Raw genomic sequence first — 21,149 nt, forward strand, 5'->3', positions numbered from 1 at the left:
GTAAATAATCGTAATAACCCCCTTAACGCCTGCCTTAAAAAGGAAAAACCAATTCAATAAGTTACTATTAGCTTTGCATAATTATTATCTCAATAAATCTTTTTTAACCTTCATTCCCTTTTTGAGGTTTAGCCAATTTCTCGTTACCTCGTTTAAAATTACCCGTAATTTTAGCTAACAATAGCTGGACTTCCTTTATCTGCCCCTCCACCTGCTTAATTTTTGCTAGTAGACGCTCAGCCTCTTTCTCCTTGACGATTTTAATTTGCTTGCCTTCATAATAAATAACGACAGTCCCCTTTTTTGTCGTTTGATATGAGAATGGTTCCTTGTTTAGTCTATTACGTTTATCGATTTCACTCACAGCTTCATCCCCGATTTCTTAATAATTAGATTCAATAATAAATGAATCTTAGCTTACAACTTTTTCTAATATGTTATTATTAACATATATTATATAAATATGGTATTTCTAGTAACACTTCCAGCATAGTGATAAGGAGAGAGGTATTCATATGGAATGGTCGAATGTTCAAACACTAATTTGGTTGTTTCCTATTTTATTTATTATTCATGATTTTGAAGAAATTATTATGGTAGAGAAATGGTTACATCATAATCGTCATAAGCTGTATGAAAGATTACCCCAAAAAATAGCCGATAAAGTGGTGAAACAATTTTCAATGAGCACCGCACAATTTGCGGTTGCTGTCTTATTTATCTTCTTGTTTGTTAGTCTCTCTACCATTCTGGCTAACTACTATTTTCTAAATGGAGTCACTTTTTCTATCTATTTTTTCACAGCTGTTACACTTGTTTTCTTTATCCATGCTTTTACCCATATTGGACAATCGCTCTTATTTCGTTCTGTTACACCAGGAGCTATAACATCAGCCATCATCATTATTCCCTATAGCATTATTTTATTTAAATCTTTGTTTACTAGTGGCATCCTTACTTGGCATATCGTTTTGATAAGCCTGCCTTTTGGCATACTATTTTTTCCCATTGTCTTTACTGCGCATTGGATAGGTAAAAGAGTGATATAGATATATTTTCATGAAAAGATAGAAAGGAGGCAGGAGAATGGCAAAAACTCCGATTTATTTAAAATTAATGATTGGTATTGGGATGGTTATTATCCTAGCTTCGTTGTACTTTTTAAAAGACCAGCCTTATTATTTATGGGTTAGGTGGACAGGTAATATTTTATTGATCGTAGGCATTGTATGGATGCCGTTCACTAAAGAAACCAATAAAAAACATGTAAATTCTTAGCAGGAGTAAATCTTCTGCTTTTTTTGCGGTAAATTTACCTACGATTATAATAAAAGTGATAAAATCAGATAAAAAAAGAAGGTCTTTGTATGTTAGAAAAACTAAATGTATTTCTCCAAAAATACATTGCGATCCTGACACCATTAAGTTTAATTGTAGGTGTATTCTTAGAAAGTATTGGACATCATTTATTATTCCTCGTCTCCTGGCTATTTGCCTTCATGACATTCTCAGGAAGCTTACATATGAAATTTAAAGATGTAAAAATTTTCATGAAGCATCCAGTTCTCATTTTATTCTCCATCCTTTTTCTTCATCTCTTGATGCCTTTATGGGCTTATTTCTTATCCTCTGTTTTGTTTGATGACCATTTGTTGACTGTTGGTTTTGTCTTAGCAGTTGCACTTCCAACAGGTGTAACGAGTGTTATTTGGATCAATATTTGCAAAGGGAACTTACCGTTAGGCTTATCAATTATTTTAATTGATACGCTCCTTTCACCCATCATCCTCCCCTTCATCCTCTATATCGTTTCGGGTGAAAAAATTGAGTTGGATGTGGCATCCCTGATTCTGAATTTACTATGGATGATTGTCTTACCCACGATTTTAGGTATCTTAGTGAATGAACTTTCGAAAGGAGCCATCCCCCAAAAAATCGGTAAGAAACTTGCTCCTTTTTCAAAGCTATGTTTATTTGCTGTCATACTGATTAATAGCAGTGCCATTGCTCCCTACTTAAAGGATATCAACATGCATCTCTTCTTCGTGGTGCTTTTAGTGTTCTTGCTTGCAGTATCAGGCTACCTATTTGCTTACCTCATTGGTCGATATCTGTTAAAAGACGGTCCACAAATGGCAACCTTTGTTTTTACTAGTGGCATGAGAAATATTACAGTCGGTGTCATCGTGGCCACAACGTACTTTCCAGGTAAAGTCGCCATGCCTGTTGTGTTCGGTATGCTGTTTCAACAGGTACTAGCCTCCGTTTTTAGTAAGATGATGAATCCTTTGTATAAACCAGATAAGAGCACCGTATAGACGGTGTTCTTATTTTAGGTTTGCACTTATACTAAATAGAAGAAGCTTTTATTTATATTTGAAGGGTGTGCTAATATGTCATACAATTTCCAACTTATATCACCAAAAATATCCCCGAATCTTGACAAAGCAAATTTTCAGGATATTTTTTATGAGGAGGAACCCTATTTAACAAATTGCAAGATTACGGATACAGTCATTGCTCACGAGGATATTGAACGATTAATCGTCTCTAATGTTATCTTTAAAAATGTCACATTCATCGATTGTACCTTTCAAAAAATTGATTTAACGGACGTCATTTTTGAAAACTGTGATTTATCTAACACTAACTTAAGTGAAGGCATCATTCATAGAGTGGCCTTCAAAAACTGTAAATTATTAGGGTTGAATTTATCTGAAGCAAACCTCGGCAATGTTTCATTTGAAAATTGCCTTGCAAACTTATGTAATTTCCCCGAAGTGCGCTTTAAACAAGTGCTATTTGATAGCACCTCCCTGCAAGGTGCGAATTTTTATGATTGTTTACTAAATAAAGTAGCGTTTCAGGAAAGTGATCTAAATGATGTGGATTTCTCCCAAACTTCCTTAAAAGGAATAGACATCAGTACATGTAAATTTAAAAGACTTCAAGTAACTCCAGAAAGTTTAAATGGGTGTGAAGTCTCTACTGAACAAGCGATAGGTTTTGCTTCATTACTAGGATTGAAGGTTAAATACTAGCTTAAGGGCTTAACAATTCAAGAAAAAAATAAAGCGCTTATCCTTATGCTCGGATAGCGCTCATTTTTTACAATTTGTTAATCTGCTATTTTATCGTCTTTTAGAATTCTATCATCCTAATTTGCGGGGCTATCCTTCACTTTAAGCGTTCTATCCGCTACTTTTTCAGTTTTATCCTCCACTTTTAGAATTCTATCCTGCTATTTGAGGGCTATCCTTCACTTTGAGCGTTCTATCCGCTACTTTTTCAGTTTTATCCTCCACTTTTAGAATTCTATCCTGCTATTTGAGGGTTATCCTCCACTTTAAATGCAAGGCGTCCGATAATTTATGCTATCGGACGCCTTGTTTGTTCGTTATTAAATTAATATTATTATTCGACGGACAGCCTGTTATATAGCATTTCTATATGTTCTATTCCATCTTCTAAATAAACTTCTGATGTCTTTTCAAATCCGAAGCCCTCATAGAATTTTAGCAAATATGCCTGCGCAGAAATGCGGATTGCGTCTTCTCCAATCTCATCTAGAATATAATCAATTGCTCTTTTCACCATTTCCAAAGACAATCCCTTTTTTCTGTATGTTTGCTTTGTTAATACTCTTCCGATTGCTGCTTCTTGATATGCTATTCCTTTGGGTAGAATTCTTAAATACCCAACTACCTCTCCTTGGTCTTCACCAAATAAATGATAAGCATTTTCGTCTTTTGAATCTAGATCCTGATAGACACATTCTTGCTCTACCACAAAAACTTCCGCACGAACCTTCAGTATCTCATATAGTTCTTTTACGGTTAATTCATCAAATTTTTTTATCTTCCAATCCACTTTTATAGCCTCCTATACTATTCAATTTCATAAAGTATAGCAAAAGTAGAATAAAAGTGGATCAGCCCCCTTAAAAGATTAAACTACATATCTATCTAGAAATTTACTTGCTTCACTATTAAACTTCCATAGGATTCCGAATTCTAACTGATAGGTTCTCCATCTCTTCTATGAGCAGTTTTCGTTTGGCTAATATCACCATATCATCCATCTCAGACCGTTAAATCATTTTCTAATTTTATATTCGTCACTTCTTGTAGAAGCCGCTGGAGGACAGCCGCAAAAATGGCGATAACTAGTGAAACAAAAATGATGAGGAGTCCCACTATTCCAAAAGGAGGATCCATTTTGTTTGTTATAAAATGAAAAAGTGGTGAAGCTAATAGGTGCAAGCCACTGATTATTATCGCACACCACTTTATGTACTTTAATGCTTTTACAGATAATTCCGAGAAAGCTGTATTGGCTTCAATGTACCGTAAAAGATTAAAAGCCTGATAGAGAGCAATGTAAAAAGGTACAGCCGATCCATACATCACAATGAAAATGAGATAATTCATTGGGTAAAAATTCGGATACAAACTCGATGCGAAATGAGCCATAGGAGGTACAAAAAATATACATAGGGCAAGAATGGCCATCCCAGCCAGAAGAATCATTACCTTTAAAAAAGATGTTAAACCTGGTTTAACATTCATTGAAAGCACCTCACTTATTTAATGACACTATAAATTTAACACGAAATTTATTGATTAACAATAAATAATAATTGTTTTTAATTATATTATTATTGTTATTTTTATATTTAACATTCATTGAAATATTCACAAGCGCCTTACTACATTAGATTGTAGTAAGGTTATTTAAAAAGCATTTGACTTTCCCCTGCACAGGAAACTGTATACTTGCATTAAGTTATTAGATTGGAGGTGATATTTTGTTTAAAATCAGTGAATTTTCTAGGCTAAGCAAAGTATCCTTAAAAACATTGCGCTATTATGATCAGATTGGCATATTAAAGCCGAGAAAGGTGGACCATGATACTTGCTACCGATACTATTCAGCAGACCAGCTACTAGAGCTCAATCGGATCTTTCTCTATAAGGAATTGGGGTTTACCTTGCCACAAATTATACGTTTGCTCCACGAAGATATTTCGTTAAAAGATATACAAGGGATGTTTAAGCTGAAAAAAAGTGAGATTCAACATATTATCCAGACGGAACAGGCCAAGCTTGCACGAATTGAAGAACGTATGCAACTTTTAGAACGAGAGGGTCAGGTGGAATCAGATCAAGAAATCCGCATCAAGGCAGTGGATGCTCAGCAATTCCTTTCTTTGAAAGCACGCGGGAGAGAAGAAGATATTCCAGATCTGTTTCGTACATTTAATCAATTACTAACAAAGGAAATGCGCCAATTAGCTCAAAGTCCTCAGGTTGTTTTATGGAAAGAAATAGAGGAGAAAGAAGACGAGTTTGAATTTGAAGTCGGCTATTTTTTAACCAAGGAGCTTTCATCACTCCCTGATACATTTCAACTACGGACTCTTCCTCCTGAGCCAATGATGGCCACAATGACCTTTCGTTCAGATTCTAACTTTGCTTGTACAGCCTGTGTTGATTTAGCTAACTGGATTGTAGAAAATAACTATCAAGTCAAGGAAAACGAACCAGGTAGAGAAATCTATTTACCATTATCTACAACCCAAAACGTCCAATTAATGGAGATACAAATACCTATTATAAATAGCTGAAGGAAGCGTGAATTGAGTTGAAAAATAAGCTGATTATCTATGTTTTATCACTCATTGTTTTTCTAATCGGAACCGTTGAGTACATTATTACAGGCGTTATTGAAATGATTGCCGTCGACTTTGGAGTAACGATTTCAGAAGCTGGGTTATTAGTGACTTTATTTGCCCTAGCAGCAGCCATTTTCGCTCCAATTCTCATTGCGCTCACGATCAATGTGGATCGCAAAAAGTTGCTTATGGCTACAGTTAGTGTGTTCATTATTAGTAACGGATTCATGTTTATCGCCTCTTCTTTTGAGTACGCACTAGGGATACGAATTATTCAAGGGGTTAGCGGAGGAATTGCTACAGTGGTGGCCATGGCAGTAGCTACTCGATTAGTTGAAAAAGAACGAAGAGGCCGTGCTATCGGCATCATTTTGATGGGACTAAGTAGTTCGCTCGTGCTGGGTGTTCCAATTGGCACATTTTTTAGCGAAATATTTGGATGGAGAGTTTTATTTATGTTGATCGGTTTATTAACCATTCTTCCATTGCTTATCATCTATAAAAAAATTCCAGTTATCAAGGAGGAAGAAGCTGTTACACTCAGGTCGCAGCTTTCGATTTTAAAAGATTCAAAAATTCTAACTGCCCTGGCGATTACTTTATTTTATGTCGGTGGCTACGCTACCCTATTTACTTATATTACGCCTTTCTTGCAAGCCACATCCCCTCTTTCTATGACTGAAATTAGTGGCATTCTATTTTTAGCTGGCATCTGTAGCTTTCTTGGCTCAAGAGTGGGCGGGCAATTGGCTGATGCAAAGGGTTCGCGTTTTACCATTTGTTTTGGATTGCTGTTACAAGGAGTAACGCTCCTCTTATTCGCATTAGCTGGTATCAATCTCTTTGTATTGATCTTGATTTTAATGATTTTTATGGTAGCAACTTGGAGTATTTCTCCTGCCCAGCAGCTCCTTCTTGTTACACTAGTACCTCGAAATCCAGACATTGCCCTAAGCATAAATACCTCCTTTATCCAATTCGGTTTTGCACTGGGGTCTGCATTAGGCGGGTTTGTCATCAGTCATACCTCTGTCCTAAATTTGAATTGGGTCGGTTTTGGTACTGTAAGCATGGCTTTATTCCTTGCTATCTGGCTATTCCAAAAATTGAATAGTAGAGTTGAAACCCCTATTATCACTAAAGTCAAATATTAATTTTTTTATCCTACCTTTATATTGAAAATGGCATATTCAATATGAAGGTAGCTTTTCTAAATATGTACTCTTGATTAAAAACATTTATATTTAAAAAATAACAGGTAAAAGCCCCATTGGATAAACCTGTGGCAGCTTCCACATCAATGCCATAGAGTGAGCAAAAGTTTCGGCTCTCTGCTATTCCTTCCTTTTTAATAATAATCTTGGTCTTCAAGAATTTTTTAGGCAATGGATCGCAAACTTTTCTAAAAAATTCCACTTCAAATCATCTGTGGTAAAAATAGAAATATACTGGTATATTATAGGTTATATTCTATTTATTTCATGAAGGATGGTGCGTTGATGGATAAAACACTGGAAGATTTACAAAAGGAAATGATCGTTGAAGTAAAAAAGGGATTTCCCATTTTACTTTCTGGTGCGGTTGTCTTTTTACTTTTTACTCTAATGCCCTTAGTTTTGCCAATCGAAGCAGTTCGTTTAAGTTGGATATTTGGCTTAGGTGCCATTTTCCCTATCGGTTTAGGTATTAGTAAAATTCTTGGGATTAATTTAAACGCTACTGGCAATCCTTTAGGGACGTTAGGAGGAATCGTTGCCGCTCCTCAAGCTTTTTACATACCTGTATTTATCATTGTGTATATGAACATACCTGAATATCTTCCCTTTACAATTGGTTTACTTGCAGGCTCTCATTTTCTGCCATACATATGGATTTATAAAAGTAAGGCTTATTTATTTGTGACTCTAGGCGTCTGCTTTTTTGCTCTGATTTTAGGTGGCTTCTTTGTCGATCAAGCCTTCACACTTGTACCTTTAGCCATTTCTATTGTGTATGGAATGGGCGTTCTTTTAATTCTAAGAGAACTTAAAGTCAATCCGATTTAATCACCTTCCTCTAGGTGATTTTTTTAATATTCCAGACCTCTTTTAATCTGAGAAAAAAGGATTCATTTCCTATCCCGTGCTTGTTCCTATACAATAAACCTATTAATAAATGAAAGGATGTATAGATGTGCTATTTCCATATCGTAATGATCTTAGGAAAACGTTAATACCTTACCTAAGCACACTTGATGAGACGTTTTGGTTTAAGACATCTGAGTTTTATCCAAATAATGTAGCATGGATTATTTCTCATTTATCAAGTAGCGAAGACTATTGGGTGAATGAAATTGGACTTAAAAATCCTTGTATATTAAACCTTCACGATGATTGTTCGCCTAAGGAAATACTAGATAGCTATATTCAAATTAGAAATTATACGGATGACATTCTACATACATTAGACGAATCGCAGCTCAATGAAATAGTCGAGGTGCCGAAGTTTTCCGATGGTTGGACGCCACCTTCCGTCCCTACACTTAACTGGTTGTTTCATCATGTTTACTCACATGAAGCTTACCATATTGGGCAAATCTCTGTTATCGCGCATCTTAGTGGATTGCCAAAGCCTTTATTTTAATAAAAGGCAACGCAATGAAAGGAACAGCTTTTTAAATGGAGGAACAGTAATTTGAAAAAATTTCGTGGGAAAAGGCGTTATTTCCGTAACTTATGGCGACAAACAACCACAGAGCTATCTATTGTAGACTTTGACGAAGAAGGTTGGTTTAATTTGTGGCACACTCACCTTGATTTTTACGGGTACGGCAATGATGGTTTAAAGATAAGAAGAGAGCACATCAAAGCACATATAGCCCTATATAACCGCTTATCAGAAAGGCTCTCGACATTCGGAAAACCTTATCAAATATGGATGGAGTTTGTAGAGGAGGATGCTGGTTTGGATTCAGTTAATATCCATACACCTAATCCCGCTGAGGATAATTTCCCACTAACAATAGCAAATGTAGATTGGAATTGCCCTGTCCCCAAATTCCTTAAGGATTTAATCAACTTGAATGAGTGGAATGTAGGGCACTATAAGCGGGTATCCACTAACAGCTATTTCATCCAGTCTAATTATAATGAAATAAAATTGTAAGGTCGGAAACCATTTGTGGGTTTCCGACCATTTCCTTTAATCCAGATATTCTTGAGCTAGTTGCTGATTTTTATAGATGGCCATACCTGTTTTCAATTTTCTAAAGCCCATTTTTGCATAAAACGGTTCATTCCCTGTTGTGGCGATTAACTGAATGCAGGATACCTCCCTTAACTGTGCGATCATATCCTCCAGAAGTAAACGTGCAATCCCTGTGCCTTGATAGGCTTGATGCACAACCACATCGTAAATGGCGGCATTAAATACGCCATCTGACAAAGCTCTAGCAAAGCCCACTATTTTTCCATCTACCACGGCGAAAACTTGATGTGTGCTTGCATCGAAAACTTGTTTGATAATCTGTTCATCATGTTTCATCCAGCCTACAGATTGATAGACCTCCTTTATGATTGGCAAATCCTTCTCTTCCATCTCGTATTGAAGTATTACCATTTTCATCCCCCTCTTTTTGCTTTCATGAAATCTCCCTATGAAAACGATGTGTATTCTATTATACTAATAAAAAATGACTTGAGGATGGTGGGATTATTATGATGTTTGCTCCATTATTTGAACAGGACGTACCAGCAATTCTTCTTCCTTAACGGTAGAAGCGCTTTTTCTCCGTTAAGGGCATAGGTATCTATGAAAACGGAGGAAAAAAACATGAGAAATCTAATAATCGGTGCCATCTTTTTATCGCTTGCTGCGAGTATTTGGGGTGCCATGTATGTAGTTGTTAAAGTAGTGGTGGAGGTTGTGCCACCATTAGAGCTTGTTTGGATGCGATATCTGATTGCGGTGATTGCACTCGGGATCATTGGGATCATGATGAGGCAATCCTGGAAAATAGCTAAAAAAGATTGGCTGATCATTTTTCTTGTTGGCCTTATTGGGAACACGATTTCAATTGTGACACAGGAAATGGGCACAATGCTATCCACCGCGCAGATGGGGGCAATTATTACTGCTACAACCCCTGCTTTTATGGTTGTCTTCGCCCGTTTGATTTTAAAAGAAAGCATTACGCTGAAAAAATGCTTCTCTATCACTCTTGCCACGATTGGTGTCGGGATTGTTGTAGGCAATGGTCAAATCGATGTGACACAGCAATTAGGTGGACTCTATTTACTGCTTGCTGCCTTAACGTGGGCATTGATGTCGGTATTCGTCAAAAAGGTACCAAGCCATTACTCACAAATTGTTGTCACAACCTATACATCTATGATTGCCGTGATGTTATTGACCCCTTTTGTCCTTCCAAGGCTAAAGAATTTAGATCTGGCAAGTGTTTTACAACCGACCATTTCAGGGGGCTTGCTTTACTTAGGCATTATCTCAACAGCTGGTGGTTTTTTATTGTGGAATAAAGGGCTTCAACTAATGAATGCGTCTAGTGGCGGCTTATTTTTCTTCTTTCAACCAATTGTTGGCACATTTTTAGGCTGGCTCTTATTGGGAGAGACGATTGGGCTTTCCTTTTGGATAGGTTCCCTATTAATTTTTAGTGGCGTTTTTATCGTCATTCGAGACGAATAAATCGAAGTGCGTTTCTATGTTAGATAGAGACGCACTTTTTATGTTGGCTCAGCTTATGGTCATTGAACGTCTTGTTGACACATATATTGCAAATGCCTAAAGGAGTTGATATTCTGAACATCTTTTTAGATAACTTAAAGGATTTTACTTTATTAATTTTTTTACTTGCTAGTATGATCTATTGTCGACAGCTTAAATTAACGAGGTGGCAACGAAAATTATCGATTGGTGAATGGAGCATGTACATCCTGCTCTCTATTGCCCTTCCCCTTTATGCAGTGCTTTATCTTGCTTTTCTTTTAAGAGCATAGGAAAATAATACATCATAGGCTATTTTTGGAGGGATTTCATGTTTCAAACAATCGATCATTTTTTACAGTCTTGGGCATTTGAAGCCGCTGCTACGCAAAAATTACTTAATAACCTTACAGATGAATCGCTACATCAGGCAATCACTCCCGAAAACTGGACTTTAGGACGGGTTGCTTGGCACACGGTTACTGCAATTCGAATTATTACCTTGAATTCGAATTTAGCGTTTGAAGCCCCAGCAAAGGATTTTCCAGTTCCTACTTCTGCTCAGTTCATTGCAGATGGCTATCACCAAGCGAGTGAAGCCTTTGTGGAAGCGATACAATCGCAATGGACTGACAAGACAATGACTGAAACGATTGAATTTATTGGTCAACAAATGCCCAATGGTTCCCTGTTATTATTTTTACTACAGCATCAAAGTCATCATCGCGGTCAAATGACGGTTCTGATGCGTCAGGCTGGTTTAACTGTTCCAGGTATTTATGGTCCAGCGAAAGAGGAATGGGCTCAGTTTGGTTTGGAAGCTCCTCAAATGTAGCTATTGTGCCAAATAATAAAGAGGTTGTCTATTTTAAGACAACCTCTTTTATTTATTAACTATAAAGATGCTAGCCAGTTATTAGTATCAGCTATGGTTGGGTTAGCGAGGTAATGTCCGCCTTCAATTTGCAATGTTTGGCCCGTCATAAATTTTGATTCGTCAGAGGCTAAAAATACAACTGCATGACCAATATCATCCGCTTCCCCATGATATGGTAGCGCATTAAATTTCGCATAAATGGCCAGCATTTCTTCTGGCATATTGTTTTTCGCGGCAGGTGTTAATATAAGACCTGGTGCAACCGCATTACAACGGATATGATCCTTCCCAAATTGTGTGGCAATGTTTCTCGTCATATTCACCACACCTGCTTTTGTTGCCCCATAGGCTGTACGTATTTGGTCACTGGCGAATGCAGCCATAGAAGCCGTATTAATAATTGAGCCCCCGCCCGCTTTTTGCATATGTGGAATGGCAAAACGACTTCCTAGTAATATGGATTTTAAATTCACATTGACTAAGCGGTCCCACTCATCTAAATCAATATTTAATATATCTAAATCTTTCTTCAGGTTAGTTAGACCAACATTATTAAAGAGCACCGTTAATGAGCCGTATCGTTCTACAGTGAAGTTCACGGCCGCTTCAATGGAGGAAGCATTCCCTGCATCAAGGAAAACGGCTGCTGCCTCATACCCATTATTGACTAAAGTTGCTGCTGCTTCTTTAGCACCCTCTACATTAAAATCAGCAATGACTACTTTTGCGCCCTCTTTTGCTAACAAGCTAGCTGCTGATAAACCAATACCAGAAGCTCCACCTGTCACTAATGCCACTTTATTTTTTACTCGATTCATCTTCAATTCCTCCTTCAAATTACACGAAAAAGAGCAAATCAGCTCTCCTGACGTAAAATAGTTTAACATTAAACTATTTATTTTTAAACTAATATCCTTAAATGTGAACACGTATATTTACATCCTGATTCGAAATACTTATATATAAAGTGCTATTTAAATAAGGACGTGCAAGCAATGCTAAAGAAAATTACTTTTTCACTATGTATTTTTTTAATTAACCACACCATTGAACATGCAAGTGCGCATCCTCTGCCACCCACTTTTGAGGAAAAATTTGATGAAGCAGGCTATCAATCAGTAGAAGCGGCTGTGAAGGAATTTGAACAGCATTATAGTAAGGTCAAACTCCCAACTGTTATACCCCCGTTTTCCATCACACATAAGTTTGGTCGATTTTACAAAGATCATCAATATGGTATGAATGATTCACTTAACATTCTCTATGTTCATAACGAAATGAAACAGCATATTTTTAAAATTGATATTCGACCTATTCAACCGAAAGTGAGCTTTTCAGGAAAAGCATATACACTGCAAGATGGTCGTTAGGGAATTTATTTTGAGCACCTGCTTTTTAACTTCTTTGTTTTTGAAGAAAGCAATTTACAATATCTTCTTGGCATTTATAAAGATAGCACGAATCAGGAAACACCCAATCTTTTCGTTCAAATAGCCAATTCGATAAAGTCAAATGAAGTCGCAACATTTATATATTTTCCTTCATCTATACAATGAATAAGTTGTTATGCTATAATACTTTAGAAAACCTCAAGGGGTATCAACCAATTCTGAGCTACAGTGATGCATATCGCTGTAGTTTTTTCTATGCTATAATTTCCTTAAACTTACATTACGAGGTGAGAATATGGAAACAAATACATATAGTTGTAAAGCCTGTGGCAGTCAATCTTTTTCTGAAGGGAAATTAGATGGCTATGCTGCTTTAAGACCCGTGAATACCATCTTTTCCTCAGGTTCACCCCTTATTTTCACTGTCTGTACCCAATGTGGAGAAATTGCCTCTATTAAAGCCACAAAACCTGAAAAGTTTAAGTAAAAAAAGAGAGCATCATTTCAATAATGAAATTTGCTCTCTTGCTTTATGTTTCTTTATTATTCTTCTTTCTCCATTGATACGGCTTTTTGGACCAATTCCACATCCAAACAAAGAAATAGATGATGACCATTGTGATGACCATCATCGTCACATTTTCTCCCCATGCAATCGGCTCATGCTTCCTCCATTGATTCATTGTTCTAACAATGAAGTACAAAAAAGGATAAATAAAATAACCTACTTGATCCCGTCGCATTCAAACACGCCTCCTTATAGAAAAGATGAGTTTCCCTACTCACCAATCATTGTCGCAAGCTTCATCATCGTTTTCCAATTGCGAGCTGTAGCGGGCACCTCTAGCTTAGGCAGTTGTTGACTAAGCTTGGCATTGCGAATGCTATCGTGAAATAACAGATAGACATCTCTCCCCTTGATAATGCAGCGCTCTTTTTCACTTACATATTGTAATAACTTAGCTCCGTTCTCTTCAGTTGGAACTGTTGAAAGTAGTGCAACATGGAGACTTTCCCCTGTAGCTGTAGCACTTGCATCTGCTAAGTCTTGTTCTGAGAAAGGACAATTGTTCACAATAGAGCGGAATTCTTCAGCTGTACGGATAATTACTGTACTCGTGATAGTGAAGGTACTTTGGATGGTCTCTTGAATTTGCTGTTGCAAAAATTCTTCTGATTCACTCGATTCAAACAGGATATTGCCACTTTGAATATATGTCCGAATGTTTTGGAGCCCCAGTGGTTGCAGCGCGTCTCTCAATTCAGCCATTTTTAATTTATTGTGCCCACCTACATTAATACCTCTTAAAAGTGCTACGTATTTAGTCATTCGCTTCCACCTTTCCTGTTATTTATAGTATAGCAAGAGTTAGGGAATAATAGGAAAAAACTGCACCCTTTGACGGAAGGTGCAGCTTGATTGATTATATTAAACGGTAGATGTCGTCTATTAAACGATCCACATTTTCTTTGGTCGTAGCCCAGCTTGTGCAAAAGCGCACAACCGTATGGGTATCATCGTATGCTTCCCAAATGGAGAAGGAATATTTTACTTCTAACGTTGGAAGTAGATGGTTTGGTAAAATTGGAAATTGCTGATTCGTTTTTGAATCATAGCGCATTGCGAAGCCTTTATCGAGAAATGCCTGTCGTATCATCATTGCCATATCTACCGCATGATGCGAAATATCCATATAGAGCGTATCTTCAAATAGCGTTTCGAACTGAATGCCTAATAATCGACCTTTGGCAAGTAGCCCTCCTCTTTGCTTAATCATGTAGCGGAAATCCTTTTGGTACGCAGGATTCACGATGATGACTGCTTCTCCAAACAATGCACCCATTTTAGTACCACCAATATAAAATACATCACAAAGCTGAGCCATGTCAGCGAGAGATAAATCACTGTCTTGTGCCACTAGACCATAGCCTAAACGAGCACCATCTATAAACAGTGGTAAGTCACAGTCTCGGCAAACTTCACGTAAGGCTGTTAATTCTGCCTTACTATAGGTCGTGCCATTTTCTGTAGGGTGTGATATGTTCACTAAGCCTGGCTGCACCATATGCTCATGAGTGCTATCCAGCCAGTGCGCATCATAGCAGGCTTTCACCTGTGCAGCAGTTAGTTTGCCATCATCGCTAGGTAATGTCAGTACCTTATGACCAGTTGCCTCAATAGCTCCTGTTTCATGCACCGCAATATGCCCTGTACTCGCAGCAATGACGCCCTGATGAGGACGCAAAATAGATGCTATCACGGTTGTATTCGTTTGTGTCCCCCCCACTAAAAAGTGAATGTCTGCCTGCTCCGCTGCAATCGCTTTTTTTATATAGGCTCTTGCTTTTTCGGAATGCTCATCCATACCATACCCTGGAGATTGTTCTTCATTTGTAGCCACTAACCGCTGCAAAATTTGTGGATGGGCACCTTCTGCATAATCATTTTCGAATCGAATCATATCAACTACTACCTCCAAATTCTCTCTATCTATTCCTCTATCTTACGCCTGTTGCTTCATTTTCGCTATATCTTAAAGAACAGTTCACAACTTCTCTAGTAACAATAGTTACTAGTGGTGAGGTGATGAAATTTTACATATGTACTTCGGAAGAGATCGGTGCAAAACAGACCTCCTCCGCTTTTGATCACGTTATAAAAAATTTGCTCTTAGTTCGATTACTTTGAATTCTCGTAAGCCAATTTACTAGCAATATCTCCATAATTCAGAATGGGCCACCTTCATTCCCCACCGGAGCCACAGGATGAGTCACTCGTAGTAGCACTAGAATCAGCACACTGTTGGCTGTCCTGGGAGGAAAGATATGCATCATTTGTTGAAAATTCGTTAGGGGAATGGATATGGTGGTTGTGCTCATTCGATTTGCTGTGATTTTTATTTGCATTACTGACGATGCCTATGACAACGACAACTCCAACAAATACGATAAATAAAATCATTTATTCCAGCTCCTTTCATTCATTCTATAAATTGTAACATTAAATCAATGCTCGGTAGTACAGTTCTATGTAAAAGTGGCAATAGATAAAATAACACCACAATCGGAAATGATTGTGGTGTTTACGTTATGATTGCGATTTGCGTGTGGCAGATTTTTTTGAACGATTTCCTTCGCTCGAATTTTTCTTTTGCTCTTGTGTTAGAGCATTTTCTTCGCGCACATCTAAATCATCTGGACTTAAATCTGTCGCTAATTCCGCCAACTCTGACTGACGTTTATATTGCTTGCCCTTTGTCAAAATGATCACCTCCAAGTAGTATTACATTGCCCTATTTGGTTTGATCTATTCCCGCGACGGTATGAAATGATTATTTCTAGCTAAACTAATTGCACCATCTGCTGGTTCAAAAGATGGTGATAAGCTTGTAAATCTTGCTCATATAAACGCTGATAGGTCGCTAGGCTATGCTGTTTGATATAGTCAAAGTCCTTTTCAGGAACTAAGTGATGTGTATGGTTAAGCATCCATGCATTTTCCCAAGCCGTTTGCTCAAATTGAATATTCATTTCATGTTCTTCAATCAGCATGGCTAGTAGTTGTTCCTGACGATATATTTCTTTTAAGGCATGTTGCTTTTTCATCGTAAAGATTTCAATTGTACGTGGAAGTGACGCCTGTAATGCTTGTCGATCCACTGCATGACCTAGCTCATGAAGGGTCATTGTTTTGACATAAATTTCAAGTGAAGTTGGAAGCATTAGTTCATTTCTTGCCTCTACTAATCGTTTCGCATCAAATCCTACATAATCCCCAATAAAGTTATAGCTCATATTAATACCTGAATCATCTTGTTTTATCTTGACCGTCATGTTCACAGCCTGCACGACGGATTGAATTACCTGAAATAGTTCTTTATCTATAAGTTGTGTCATTCTCTCTATCCTCATTTCCTCTAAAAACAAATAGAAGCGGATTAAATATATACTACAATTAGGAGAAATTCAACAAATTTATCCTGTGGATTGAGAGGAACTTAACAACAAAAAAGGCGCCTGTAGTTTAAAACTACAAACGCCCTATGTGTGAAGGGTTTCAAGCTATTTAAAAGTGATTAGTTATTATTGTTATTTCGACGATTTTGATTGCTGTTGGAGTTGTTACTACGCTGTTTACTGCGTGCTTCTCCACCTTTACGTCCTATTTCTTCATAAAAATCGTCGTCGTGCTTTTCAGAGGTAGCTTCTCCGCCTTTGCGGCCAATTTCCTCATAAAATTCTTCGCCGTGGTTTTCAGCCGTAGCTTCTCCACCTTTGCGGCCAATTTCTTGATAAAATTCATGTCCATGATTTTTAGACGTAGCCTCGCCGCCTTTACGTCCTATTTCTTCATAAAAATCACGGTCATGATTTCTGGAGGTAGCTTCTCCGCCTTTACGTCCCGCTTCTTCGACAGTCATGTTTTCATTGTTGTTTCTGTTGCGATTGTTTTGCTTGTTAGCCATTTCTATTCCTCCTAAATATTTTTTTGAGCTTTTTACTAGCTCGCTATTTATATTCCCAGTCAAAACACATCTAAACATATTTTTTTAAAAAATTGATTTTCTTATTGTAATAGAATACTGTTAGGAGCTGATTGTTAACAAGCCCATCAATCATATACATGTACCCTTTCCAATATAATACTAATCTATAGTATGTCAGCGATGATGAAAGAAGGGTGATGGAAAAATGACGACGCTCACAAAGCCATCTATTGGTTTAACACAATTTACAGACTTCACAATGAAGGGAAGTGCAGCAAAGACAAAGTTTGTGAAGGATATAAAATATCAGGGAGAGTACCATCCAATAAAAGATTATTGGAAAGCCTTGCGTGATGGATTAAAAAAATACCATGAACATCGTTTTAATGATACCTATTTACTCGACATCGTGGATAACGCCCTTCCTGCACGCCAGAAAAATTACCAAGAAGCCGTCAAAGCCTATATTAGATTCTTAAAAAATAAAAACGTACAGTGGTTTGAACCAGGTAAGGCGAATTGGTATTGTGACGATTTAATTGTGCGTTCCAATCCTGAGCTCGGTTTAATCATTGACGATGTGCCCTATTTAATTAAGCTGTATTTTAAAGGAAAAAATGAGCGCATCGATAAACATAAATGTCGATCTGCCCTCACTCTTCTAAAAGACTCCCACTATGCGATTGAACATCCAGACTCTGTTAAACATGCCATTTTAAATGTGCAAAAAGGTCGCTTGATTACAGATGATGATTCAACAAACTATCATCAAATTGCCCTCGAATCGGATGCAGCTCAATTTATGTTTATTTGGAATAGGCTCTAGCTAAAATGTGGATTTGGAAAATACCAAATCCACATTTTCATTTCATATAATAGTATTTTTTCTATTCTTAAAAAATAGATGACGTTACAGATTTTTCTCTTTTCTATTTGCTAGGAATAATTTTATTTTGTCGGCAAACCCAAACCAAGCTGGAATAAAAATTGGCATCATCATAAACGTCAAGATCACTAATCCAATAATGACTGCCATCGCTACCTGAATCAGTGTAATAACGCCAGATGGCATTAGTGCAGCAAATGTGCCACCTAAAATAACGGCCGCTGCTAAAATAACGCTTCCCATTTGTAGGCTTGTTGGAATAATTTCCCTCAGTCCTGCTTGTGCTGTTTCGTTATAGCGCATCATCAAGAAAATCGAGTAATCCACACCAAGTGAGACAATCATAATGTACGTAAAGAATGGTACATTCCAACTAAGCATGTCATAATCTAGCAGCTGTTTCGCTATCATTTCAGTTAAACCAAGGCTGGCAAATGTCGCGATTAATAAGCTGGCATTAATAATAAGTGTTTGTAAAAAGGAGCGTGTGATTAACCATAAAATCACGCTAATGCCGGCAAGCATCAGTACTGCACTTCGTATAAAGTCAGCTGAAGAAATTTCTTGTAAATCGATATTACTCATTGTTTTACCTGTTAAATAGACGTTTGCTTGCTGCAATAACGAACTTTCCACATAGCTGTCTACTCGATGCTTGATGTCACGCATAATCGTCATAGCTTCTTCCTTATAGGGATTGACATCCAGAATAATCATGAAGGTTGCGGCATGACGATCATCGGTCATATAAGCATTTAAGCTTTCCTGGAACTCACCCTGTAACACCTCTGCTGGTATAAAGAATGTCCCTGTTTCTTTGTTTGACAATTCATGTAAATAGCCATTTGCATCATCTAATCCTGCGTAGATATCTTCTAGCCCTTCTGCTCCTTCGCCTAATCCATTGCGCAGTTCCACCATGCTATCCTGTAGACTGGTTAATTGTTGCTGTAATTGCTGTTGACCTGCTTTTACCTCAGCTAATCCATTGGTTAAATTGTGTGAACCAGTCGTTATTTGATTGGCTCCTTGTGCTGCTGTCCCTATTCCTTGGGATAAATCATTGACACCATTTTTTAGAGTACGAGCGCCTGCTTTTAATGTCACAATGGCTGATTGGGCATTAGCTAGGGAGGTATTGGCTTGCCCAAAAGCCTGTGTTAATTGATTAAATTGGGCTGAAAGTGATACAACATCTAATGCATTTAACGAACTTAGTCCTTGCTGAGCAGTCTTTATAGTTGTTTGGATGTTGTCATCTTCTGCTGCTACCGGGTTTGCTTGGACATACGCATTCATGGCCCCTAAAATACCTTCGAACGCTTGTTTAGAGGACGTGATTAGCTGCTCGATTTGAGAAAAAACGGAACGATATTGTTGAAAGCCCGTATCAATTTGTTGATAGAAGGTTTGTAATTGATTGAGCCCTTGCTGAAGCTCCCCAAGTCCCGCTTCTAGGGATACTGTCCCGTTTATTAAATCTGTAGAACCGTTTGCTGCCTTGTCTAAGCCATTTGTTAATCCTTGTAGCGCGTTGGTTAAATCACTAGCTCCATTCTGTAATTGTATGGTGCCATTTATTAAATTTTGGACACCACTGACATCTTGTTCTTTCGATAATTGATTGGTGGCATCCTGTAGTCCTTTTTGAATGGAACCGACACCCTCCTGTGCTTCTCCTAAGCCCCCCTGTAGAGTATTTGCTTGTTCATTCACATAAAGATCAGCAATACGCTCCCCCTCTGGACGTGTCGGAGAATAGACTTTCGCTACACCAGGTGTATTCGCAATAATGCCAGTTAATTCATCTAATGCACGTAAATAATCAGTGCTTGCGAGCGATTCATTTTGTTGGATGACAAGTGTGGCGGGCGCACTCATACCAGGCTCATAATGTTTTTCAATCAAACTAATTGCCTGCTTCGATTCATATTTGTCATCGATTTCTACTAAATCATTATAATTGAGCCCTCCTGAATAGTGATAAATAAATGGCACAGTGAGGATACAGGCAAAGATAATGCCAACGATTGGTCTTGCAAAGGCGTTTTTTGCTAAAAAACCCCACAGCTTATTTTCAGTATGCTCTGATATAGCCTTACTTGGCCAAAACAGCTTAAAGCCAAGCAATGCCATAAAGAATGGGTTTAATGTCATCAAAACCGCCAATAAGATACAAATGCCAATCGCGATTCCACTAACACTTTGATACAAGGTAAATTTTGAAAAATACAACACCGTAAAGCCTATTAACACAGATGAACTGCTTAGTAATACGGTTTTGCCTGCGGTTCTGTAGGTGTTTTGTATCGCCTTTAAGACATGATTTGTTTTAGCCAATTCCTCTTTAAAGCGAGTAAACAAAAGAATATTGTAGTCTGTACCAATCCCAAATAATATGACAACTAAAAATACTTGTGTAAAGTTAGAAAACGGAAAATCCCAATAATTAGTAAGTAAGGCGATGATGGATAATGATACAGCATAAGCCACCCCTACTGTTAAAAGCGAGATCAATGGAATGATCGGTGAACGGAAAATAATCACTAATATGGCAATGATAAAGATAATAGCAATGATTTCAGTCTTTTTCACACCTTCTTGGGTTGTGGCAGAGAAATCATCCATCACAATATCGGCTCCTGTTACATATGTATCCATTGGTAAATTTTTCACTTCCGCCCTTAATAGCGCTGCCGCTTCACTGGCTGTACCGATCTTTCTATCGATTGACAATTGTGCCATGACGGTTGTATGGTCTTTACTAACCAATTGATTCGCCGCATGCTCACTGTCTGTATGGAAGAGCGCATTTGTGATAAGAAGCTTATTTGTGTTTAAATGATGAAGGACCTCTTCGATTGCCGAATAATCAGTAGCTGTTAGACCCTTTTCTTGATGAAATACATAGACAAACGAATAGGTATCCTTCCCTTCGTTTTGAATATCGTTTAACAGCTCTGTGCCAATGACACTCTCTAAGTCACTAGGCAATGTGATTTGTCCTTTATCTAGTACAAGTTTTTCAAGATTAGGCATTATCATCAGCATCACGATAACTGTTATCACCCAAAAAACAGGACTCAATATCCATGACTTTTTCATGCTTTTCTTCCTTTCCAATTAGAACTGA

26 protein-coding genes are annotated in these 21,149 nt (G+C 37.6%); 14 read left to right on the forward strand and 12 right to left on the reverse strand.

What is annotated here, in order from left to right; genetic code table 11:
* Window positions 1-103: 103 nt before the first annotated feature.
* Entirely contained in the window at window positions 104-364 is a 261-nt protein-coding gene (locus AAJG31_RS03600; RefSeq protein WP_103117981.1) for a hypothetical protein, read from the reverse strand.
* A gap of 151 nt (window positions 365-515) precedes the next feature.
* Between AAJG31_RS03600 and AAJG31_RS03605 the strand changes: the two genes are divergently transcribed.
* From AAJG31_RS03605 to AAJG31_RS03620, 4 genes are all read left to right on the forward strand, one after another.
* On the forward strand, window positions 516-1,049 hold the full coding sequence (locus AAJG31_RS03605; RefSeq protein ID WP_279494763.1) for an HXXEE domain-containing protein: 534 nt from the start codon (window positions 516-518) through the stop codon (window positions 1,047-1,049).
* Between the two features lie 37 nt (window positions 1,050-1,086).
* A complete protein-coding gene (locus AAJG31_RS03610; protein ID WP_054549391.1) occupies window positions 1,087-1,278 on the forward strand; it encodes a hypothetical protein in 192 nt (63 codons plus the stop codon).
* An 89-nt stretch (window positions 1,279-1,367) separates the two neighbouring features.
* Window positions 1,368-2,318: a bile acid:sodium symporter family protein gene (locus tag AAJG31_RS03615; RefSeq protein WP_279494762.1), complete on the forward strand. Its 951-nt coding sequence runs from the start codon at window positions 1,368-1,370 to the stop codon at window positions 2,316-2,318.
* Window positions 2,319-2,393: 75 nt separating this feature from the next.
* Window positions 2,394-3,041, forward strand: a complete 648-nt coding sequence (locus AAJG31_RS03620) for a pentapeptide repeat-containing protein (RefSeq protein WP_066038261.1) — start codon at window positions 2,394-2,396, stop codon at window positions 3,039-3,041.
* A 373-nt stretch (window positions 3,042-3,414) separates the two neighbouring features.
* Here the strand turns inward: AAJG31_RS03620 and AAJG31_RS03625 are convergent, their stop codons facing one another.
* Both AAJG31_RS03625 and AAJG31_RS03630 read right to left on the reverse strand, forming a co-directional pair.
* Window positions 3,415-3,870 carry a GNAT family N-acetyltransferase gene (locus tag AAJG31_RS03625; RefSeq protein WP_279494761.1) on the reverse strand — a complete coding sequence of 152 codons (456 nt, stop codon included), beginning with the start codon at window positions 3,868-3,870 and terminating at the stop codon, window positions 3,415-3,417.
* A gap of 212 nt (window positions 3,871-4,082) precedes the next feature.
* Window positions 4,083-4,568 (reverse strand): DUF2975 domain-containing protein, encoded by a 486-nt coding sequence (locus AAJG31_RS03630; protein ID WP_066038466.1) that lies wholly within the window; start codon window positions 4,566-4,568, stop codon window positions 4,083-4,085.
* A 239-nt stretch (window positions 4,569-4,807) separates the two neighbouring features.
* Between AAJG31_RS03630 and AAJG31_RS03635 the strand changes: the two genes are divergently transcribed.
* The 5 genes from AAJG31_RS03635 to AAJG31_RS03655 all read left to right on the forward strand — a co-directional run bounded on the left by AAJG31_RS03635 (window position 4,808) and on the right by AAJG31_RS03655 (window position 8,818).
* Entirely contained in the window at window positions 4,808-5,626 is an 819-nt protein-coding gene (locus tag AAJG31_RS03635) for a MerR family transcriptional regulator (RefSeq protein WP_066038467.1), read from the forward strand.
* Between the two features lie 17 nt (window positions 5,627-5,643).
* Window positions 5,644-6,828, forward strand: a complete 1,185-nt coding sequence (locus tag AAJG31_RS03640; RefSeq protein ID WP_279494759.1) for an MFS transporter — start codon at window positions 5,644-5,646, stop codon at window positions 6,826-6,828.
* Window positions 6,829-7,173: 345 nt separating this feature from the next.
* Window positions 7,174-7,719, forward strand: coding sequence for a hypothetical protein (locus tag AAJG31_RS03645; RefSeq protein ID WP_279494758.1), 546 nt, complete (start codon window positions 7,174-7,176; stop codon window positions 7,717-7,719).
* Between the two features lie 127 nt (window positions 7,720-7,846).
* On the forward strand, window positions 7,847-8,296 hold the full coding sequence (locus AAJG31_RS03650) for a DinB family protein (protein WP_054549402.1): 450 nt from the start codon (window positions 7,847-7,849) through the stop codon (window positions 8,294-8,296).
* 51 nt (window positions 8,297-8,347) lie between these two features.
* The gene (locus AAJG31_RS03655; RefSeq protein ID WP_279494757.1) at window positions 8,348-8,818 is read left to right on the forward strand and encodes a hypothetical protein; all 471 of its coding nucleotides are present in this window, start codon (window positions 8,348-8,350) and stop codon (window positions 8,816-8,818) included.
* A gap of 36 nt (window positions 8,819-8,854) precedes the next feature.
* Here AAJG31_RS03655 and AAJG31_RS03660 read toward each other — a convergent pair whose 3' ends face one another.
* Window positions 8,855-9,271 carry a GNAT family N-acetyltransferase gene (locus AAJG31_RS03660; RefSeq protein WP_279494756.1) on the reverse strand — a complete coding sequence of 139 codons (417 nt, stop codon included), beginning with the start codon at window positions 9,269-9,271 and terminating at the stop codon, window positions 8,855-8,857.
* 213 nt (window positions 9,272-9,484) lie between these two features.
* Between AAJG31_RS03660 and AAJG31_RS03665 the strand changes: the two genes are divergently transcribed.
* Entirely contained in the window at window positions 9,485-10,357 is an 873-nt protein-coding gene (locus tag AAJG31_RS03665; protein ID WP_279494755.1) for a DMT family transporter, read from the forward strand.
* Window positions 10,358-10,706: 349 nt separating this feature from the next.
* Window positions 10,707-11,210, forward strand: coding sequence for a DinB family protein (locus tag AAJG31_RS03670; RefSeq protein WP_279494754.1), 504 nt, complete (start codon window positions 10,707-10,709; stop codon window positions 11,208-11,210).
* A 59-nt stretch (window positions 11,211-11,269) separates the two neighbouring features.
* On the opposite strand, the gene AAJG31_RS03675 is transcribed toward AAJG31_RS03670, so the two are convergent.
* A complete protein-coding gene (locus AAJG31_RS03675) occupies window positions 11,270-12,070 on the reverse strand; it encodes an SDR family NAD(P)-dependent oxidoreductase (RefSeq protein ID WP_279494753.1) in 801 nt (266 codons plus the stop codon).
* 177 nt (window positions 12,071-12,247) lie between these two features.
* On the opposite strand from AAJG31_RS03675, the gene AAJG31_RS03680 reads away from it, so the two are divergent.
* Both AAJG31_RS03680 and AAJG31_RS03685 read left to right on the forward strand, forming a co-directional pair.
* Window positions 12,248-12,622 (forward strand): hypothetical protein, encoded by a 375-nt coding sequence (locus AAJG31_RS03680; protein WP_279494752.1) that lies wholly within the window; start codon window positions 12,248-12,250, stop codon window positions 12,620-12,622.
* Between the two features lie 316 nt (window positions 12,623-12,938).
* Window positions 12,939-13,130 carry a hypothetical protein gene (locus tag AAJG31_RS03685; protein ID WP_048393836.1) on the forward strand — a complete coding sequence of 64 codons (192 nt, stop codon included), beginning with the start codon at window positions 12,939-12,941 and terminating at the stop codon, window positions 13,128-13,130.
* Window positions 13,131-13,173: 43 nt separating this feature from the next.
* Here the strand turns inward: AAJG31_RS03685 and AAJG31_RS03690 are convergent, their stop codons facing one another.
* The 6 genes from AAJG31_RS03690 to AAJG31_RS03715 form a co-directional block, all read right to left on the reverse strand.
* On the reverse strand, window positions 13,174-13,386 hold the full coding sequence (locus AAJG31_RS03690; protein WP_048393837.1) for a hypothetical protein: 213 nt from the start codon (window positions 13,384-13,386) through the stop codon (window positions 13,174-13,176).
* A 35-nt stretch (window positions 13,387-13,421) separates the two neighbouring features.
* Window positions 13,422-13,973, reverse strand: coding sequence for a DUF1697 domain-containing protein (locus AAJG31_RS03695; protein WP_103117972.1), 552 nt, complete (start codon window positions 13,971-13,973; stop codon window positions 13,422-13,424).
* Window positions 13,974-14,067: 94 nt separating this feature from the next.
* Entirely contained in the window at window positions 14,068-15,105 is a 1,038-nt protein-coding gene (locus AAJG31_RS03700) for an aminotransferase class V-fold PLP-dependent enzyme (RefSeq protein ID WP_279494751.1), read from the reverse strand.
* Between the two features lie 626 nt (window positions 15,106-15,731).
* On the reverse strand, window positions 15,732-15,914 hold the full coding sequence (locus AAJG31_RS03705) for a hypothetical protein (protein ID WP_227744851.1): 183 nt from the start codon (window positions 15,912-15,914) through the stop codon (window positions 15,732-15,734).
* 71 nt (window positions 15,915-15,985) lie between these two features.
* Entirely contained in the window at window positions 15,986-16,540 is a 555-nt protein-coding gene (locus AAJG31_RS03710) for a hypothetical protein (protein WP_054549408.1), read from the reverse strand.
* 179 nt (window positions 16,541-16,719) lie between these two features.
* Window positions 16,720-17,064 (reverse strand): KGG domain-containing protein, encoded by a 345-nt coding sequence (locus tag AAJG31_RS03715; protein ID WP_311198638.1) that lies wholly within the window; start codon window positions 17,062-17,064, stop codon window positions 16,720-16,722.
* 271 nt (window positions 17,065-17,335) lie between these two features.
* On the opposite strand from AAJG31_RS03715, the gene AAJG31_RS03720 reads away from it, so the two are divergent.
* Window positions 17,336-17,956: a hypothetical protein gene (locus AAJG31_RS03720; protein ID WP_115673745.1), complete on the forward strand. Its 621-nt coding sequence runs from the start codon at window positions 17,336-17,338 to the stop codon at window positions 17,954-17,956.
* Window positions 17,957-18,040: 84 nt separating this feature from the next.
* Here the strand turns inward: AAJG31_RS03720 and AAJG31_RS03725 are convergent, their stop codons facing one another.
* Window positions 18,041-21,121: an MMPL family transporter gene (locus tag AAJG31_RS03725; protein WP_279494750.1), complete on the reverse strand. Its 3,081-nt coding sequence runs from the start codon at window positions 21,119-21,121 to the stop codon at window positions 18,041-18,043.
* Window positions 21,122-21,149 lie beyond the last annotated feature (28 nt).

The organism is Lysinibacillus sp. BS3, assembly GCF_039614735.1.
In the GTDB taxonomy this organism is placed as follows: domain Bacteria; phylum Bacillota; class Bacilli; order Bacillales_A; family Planococcaceae; genus Lysinibacillus; species Lysinibacillus capsici.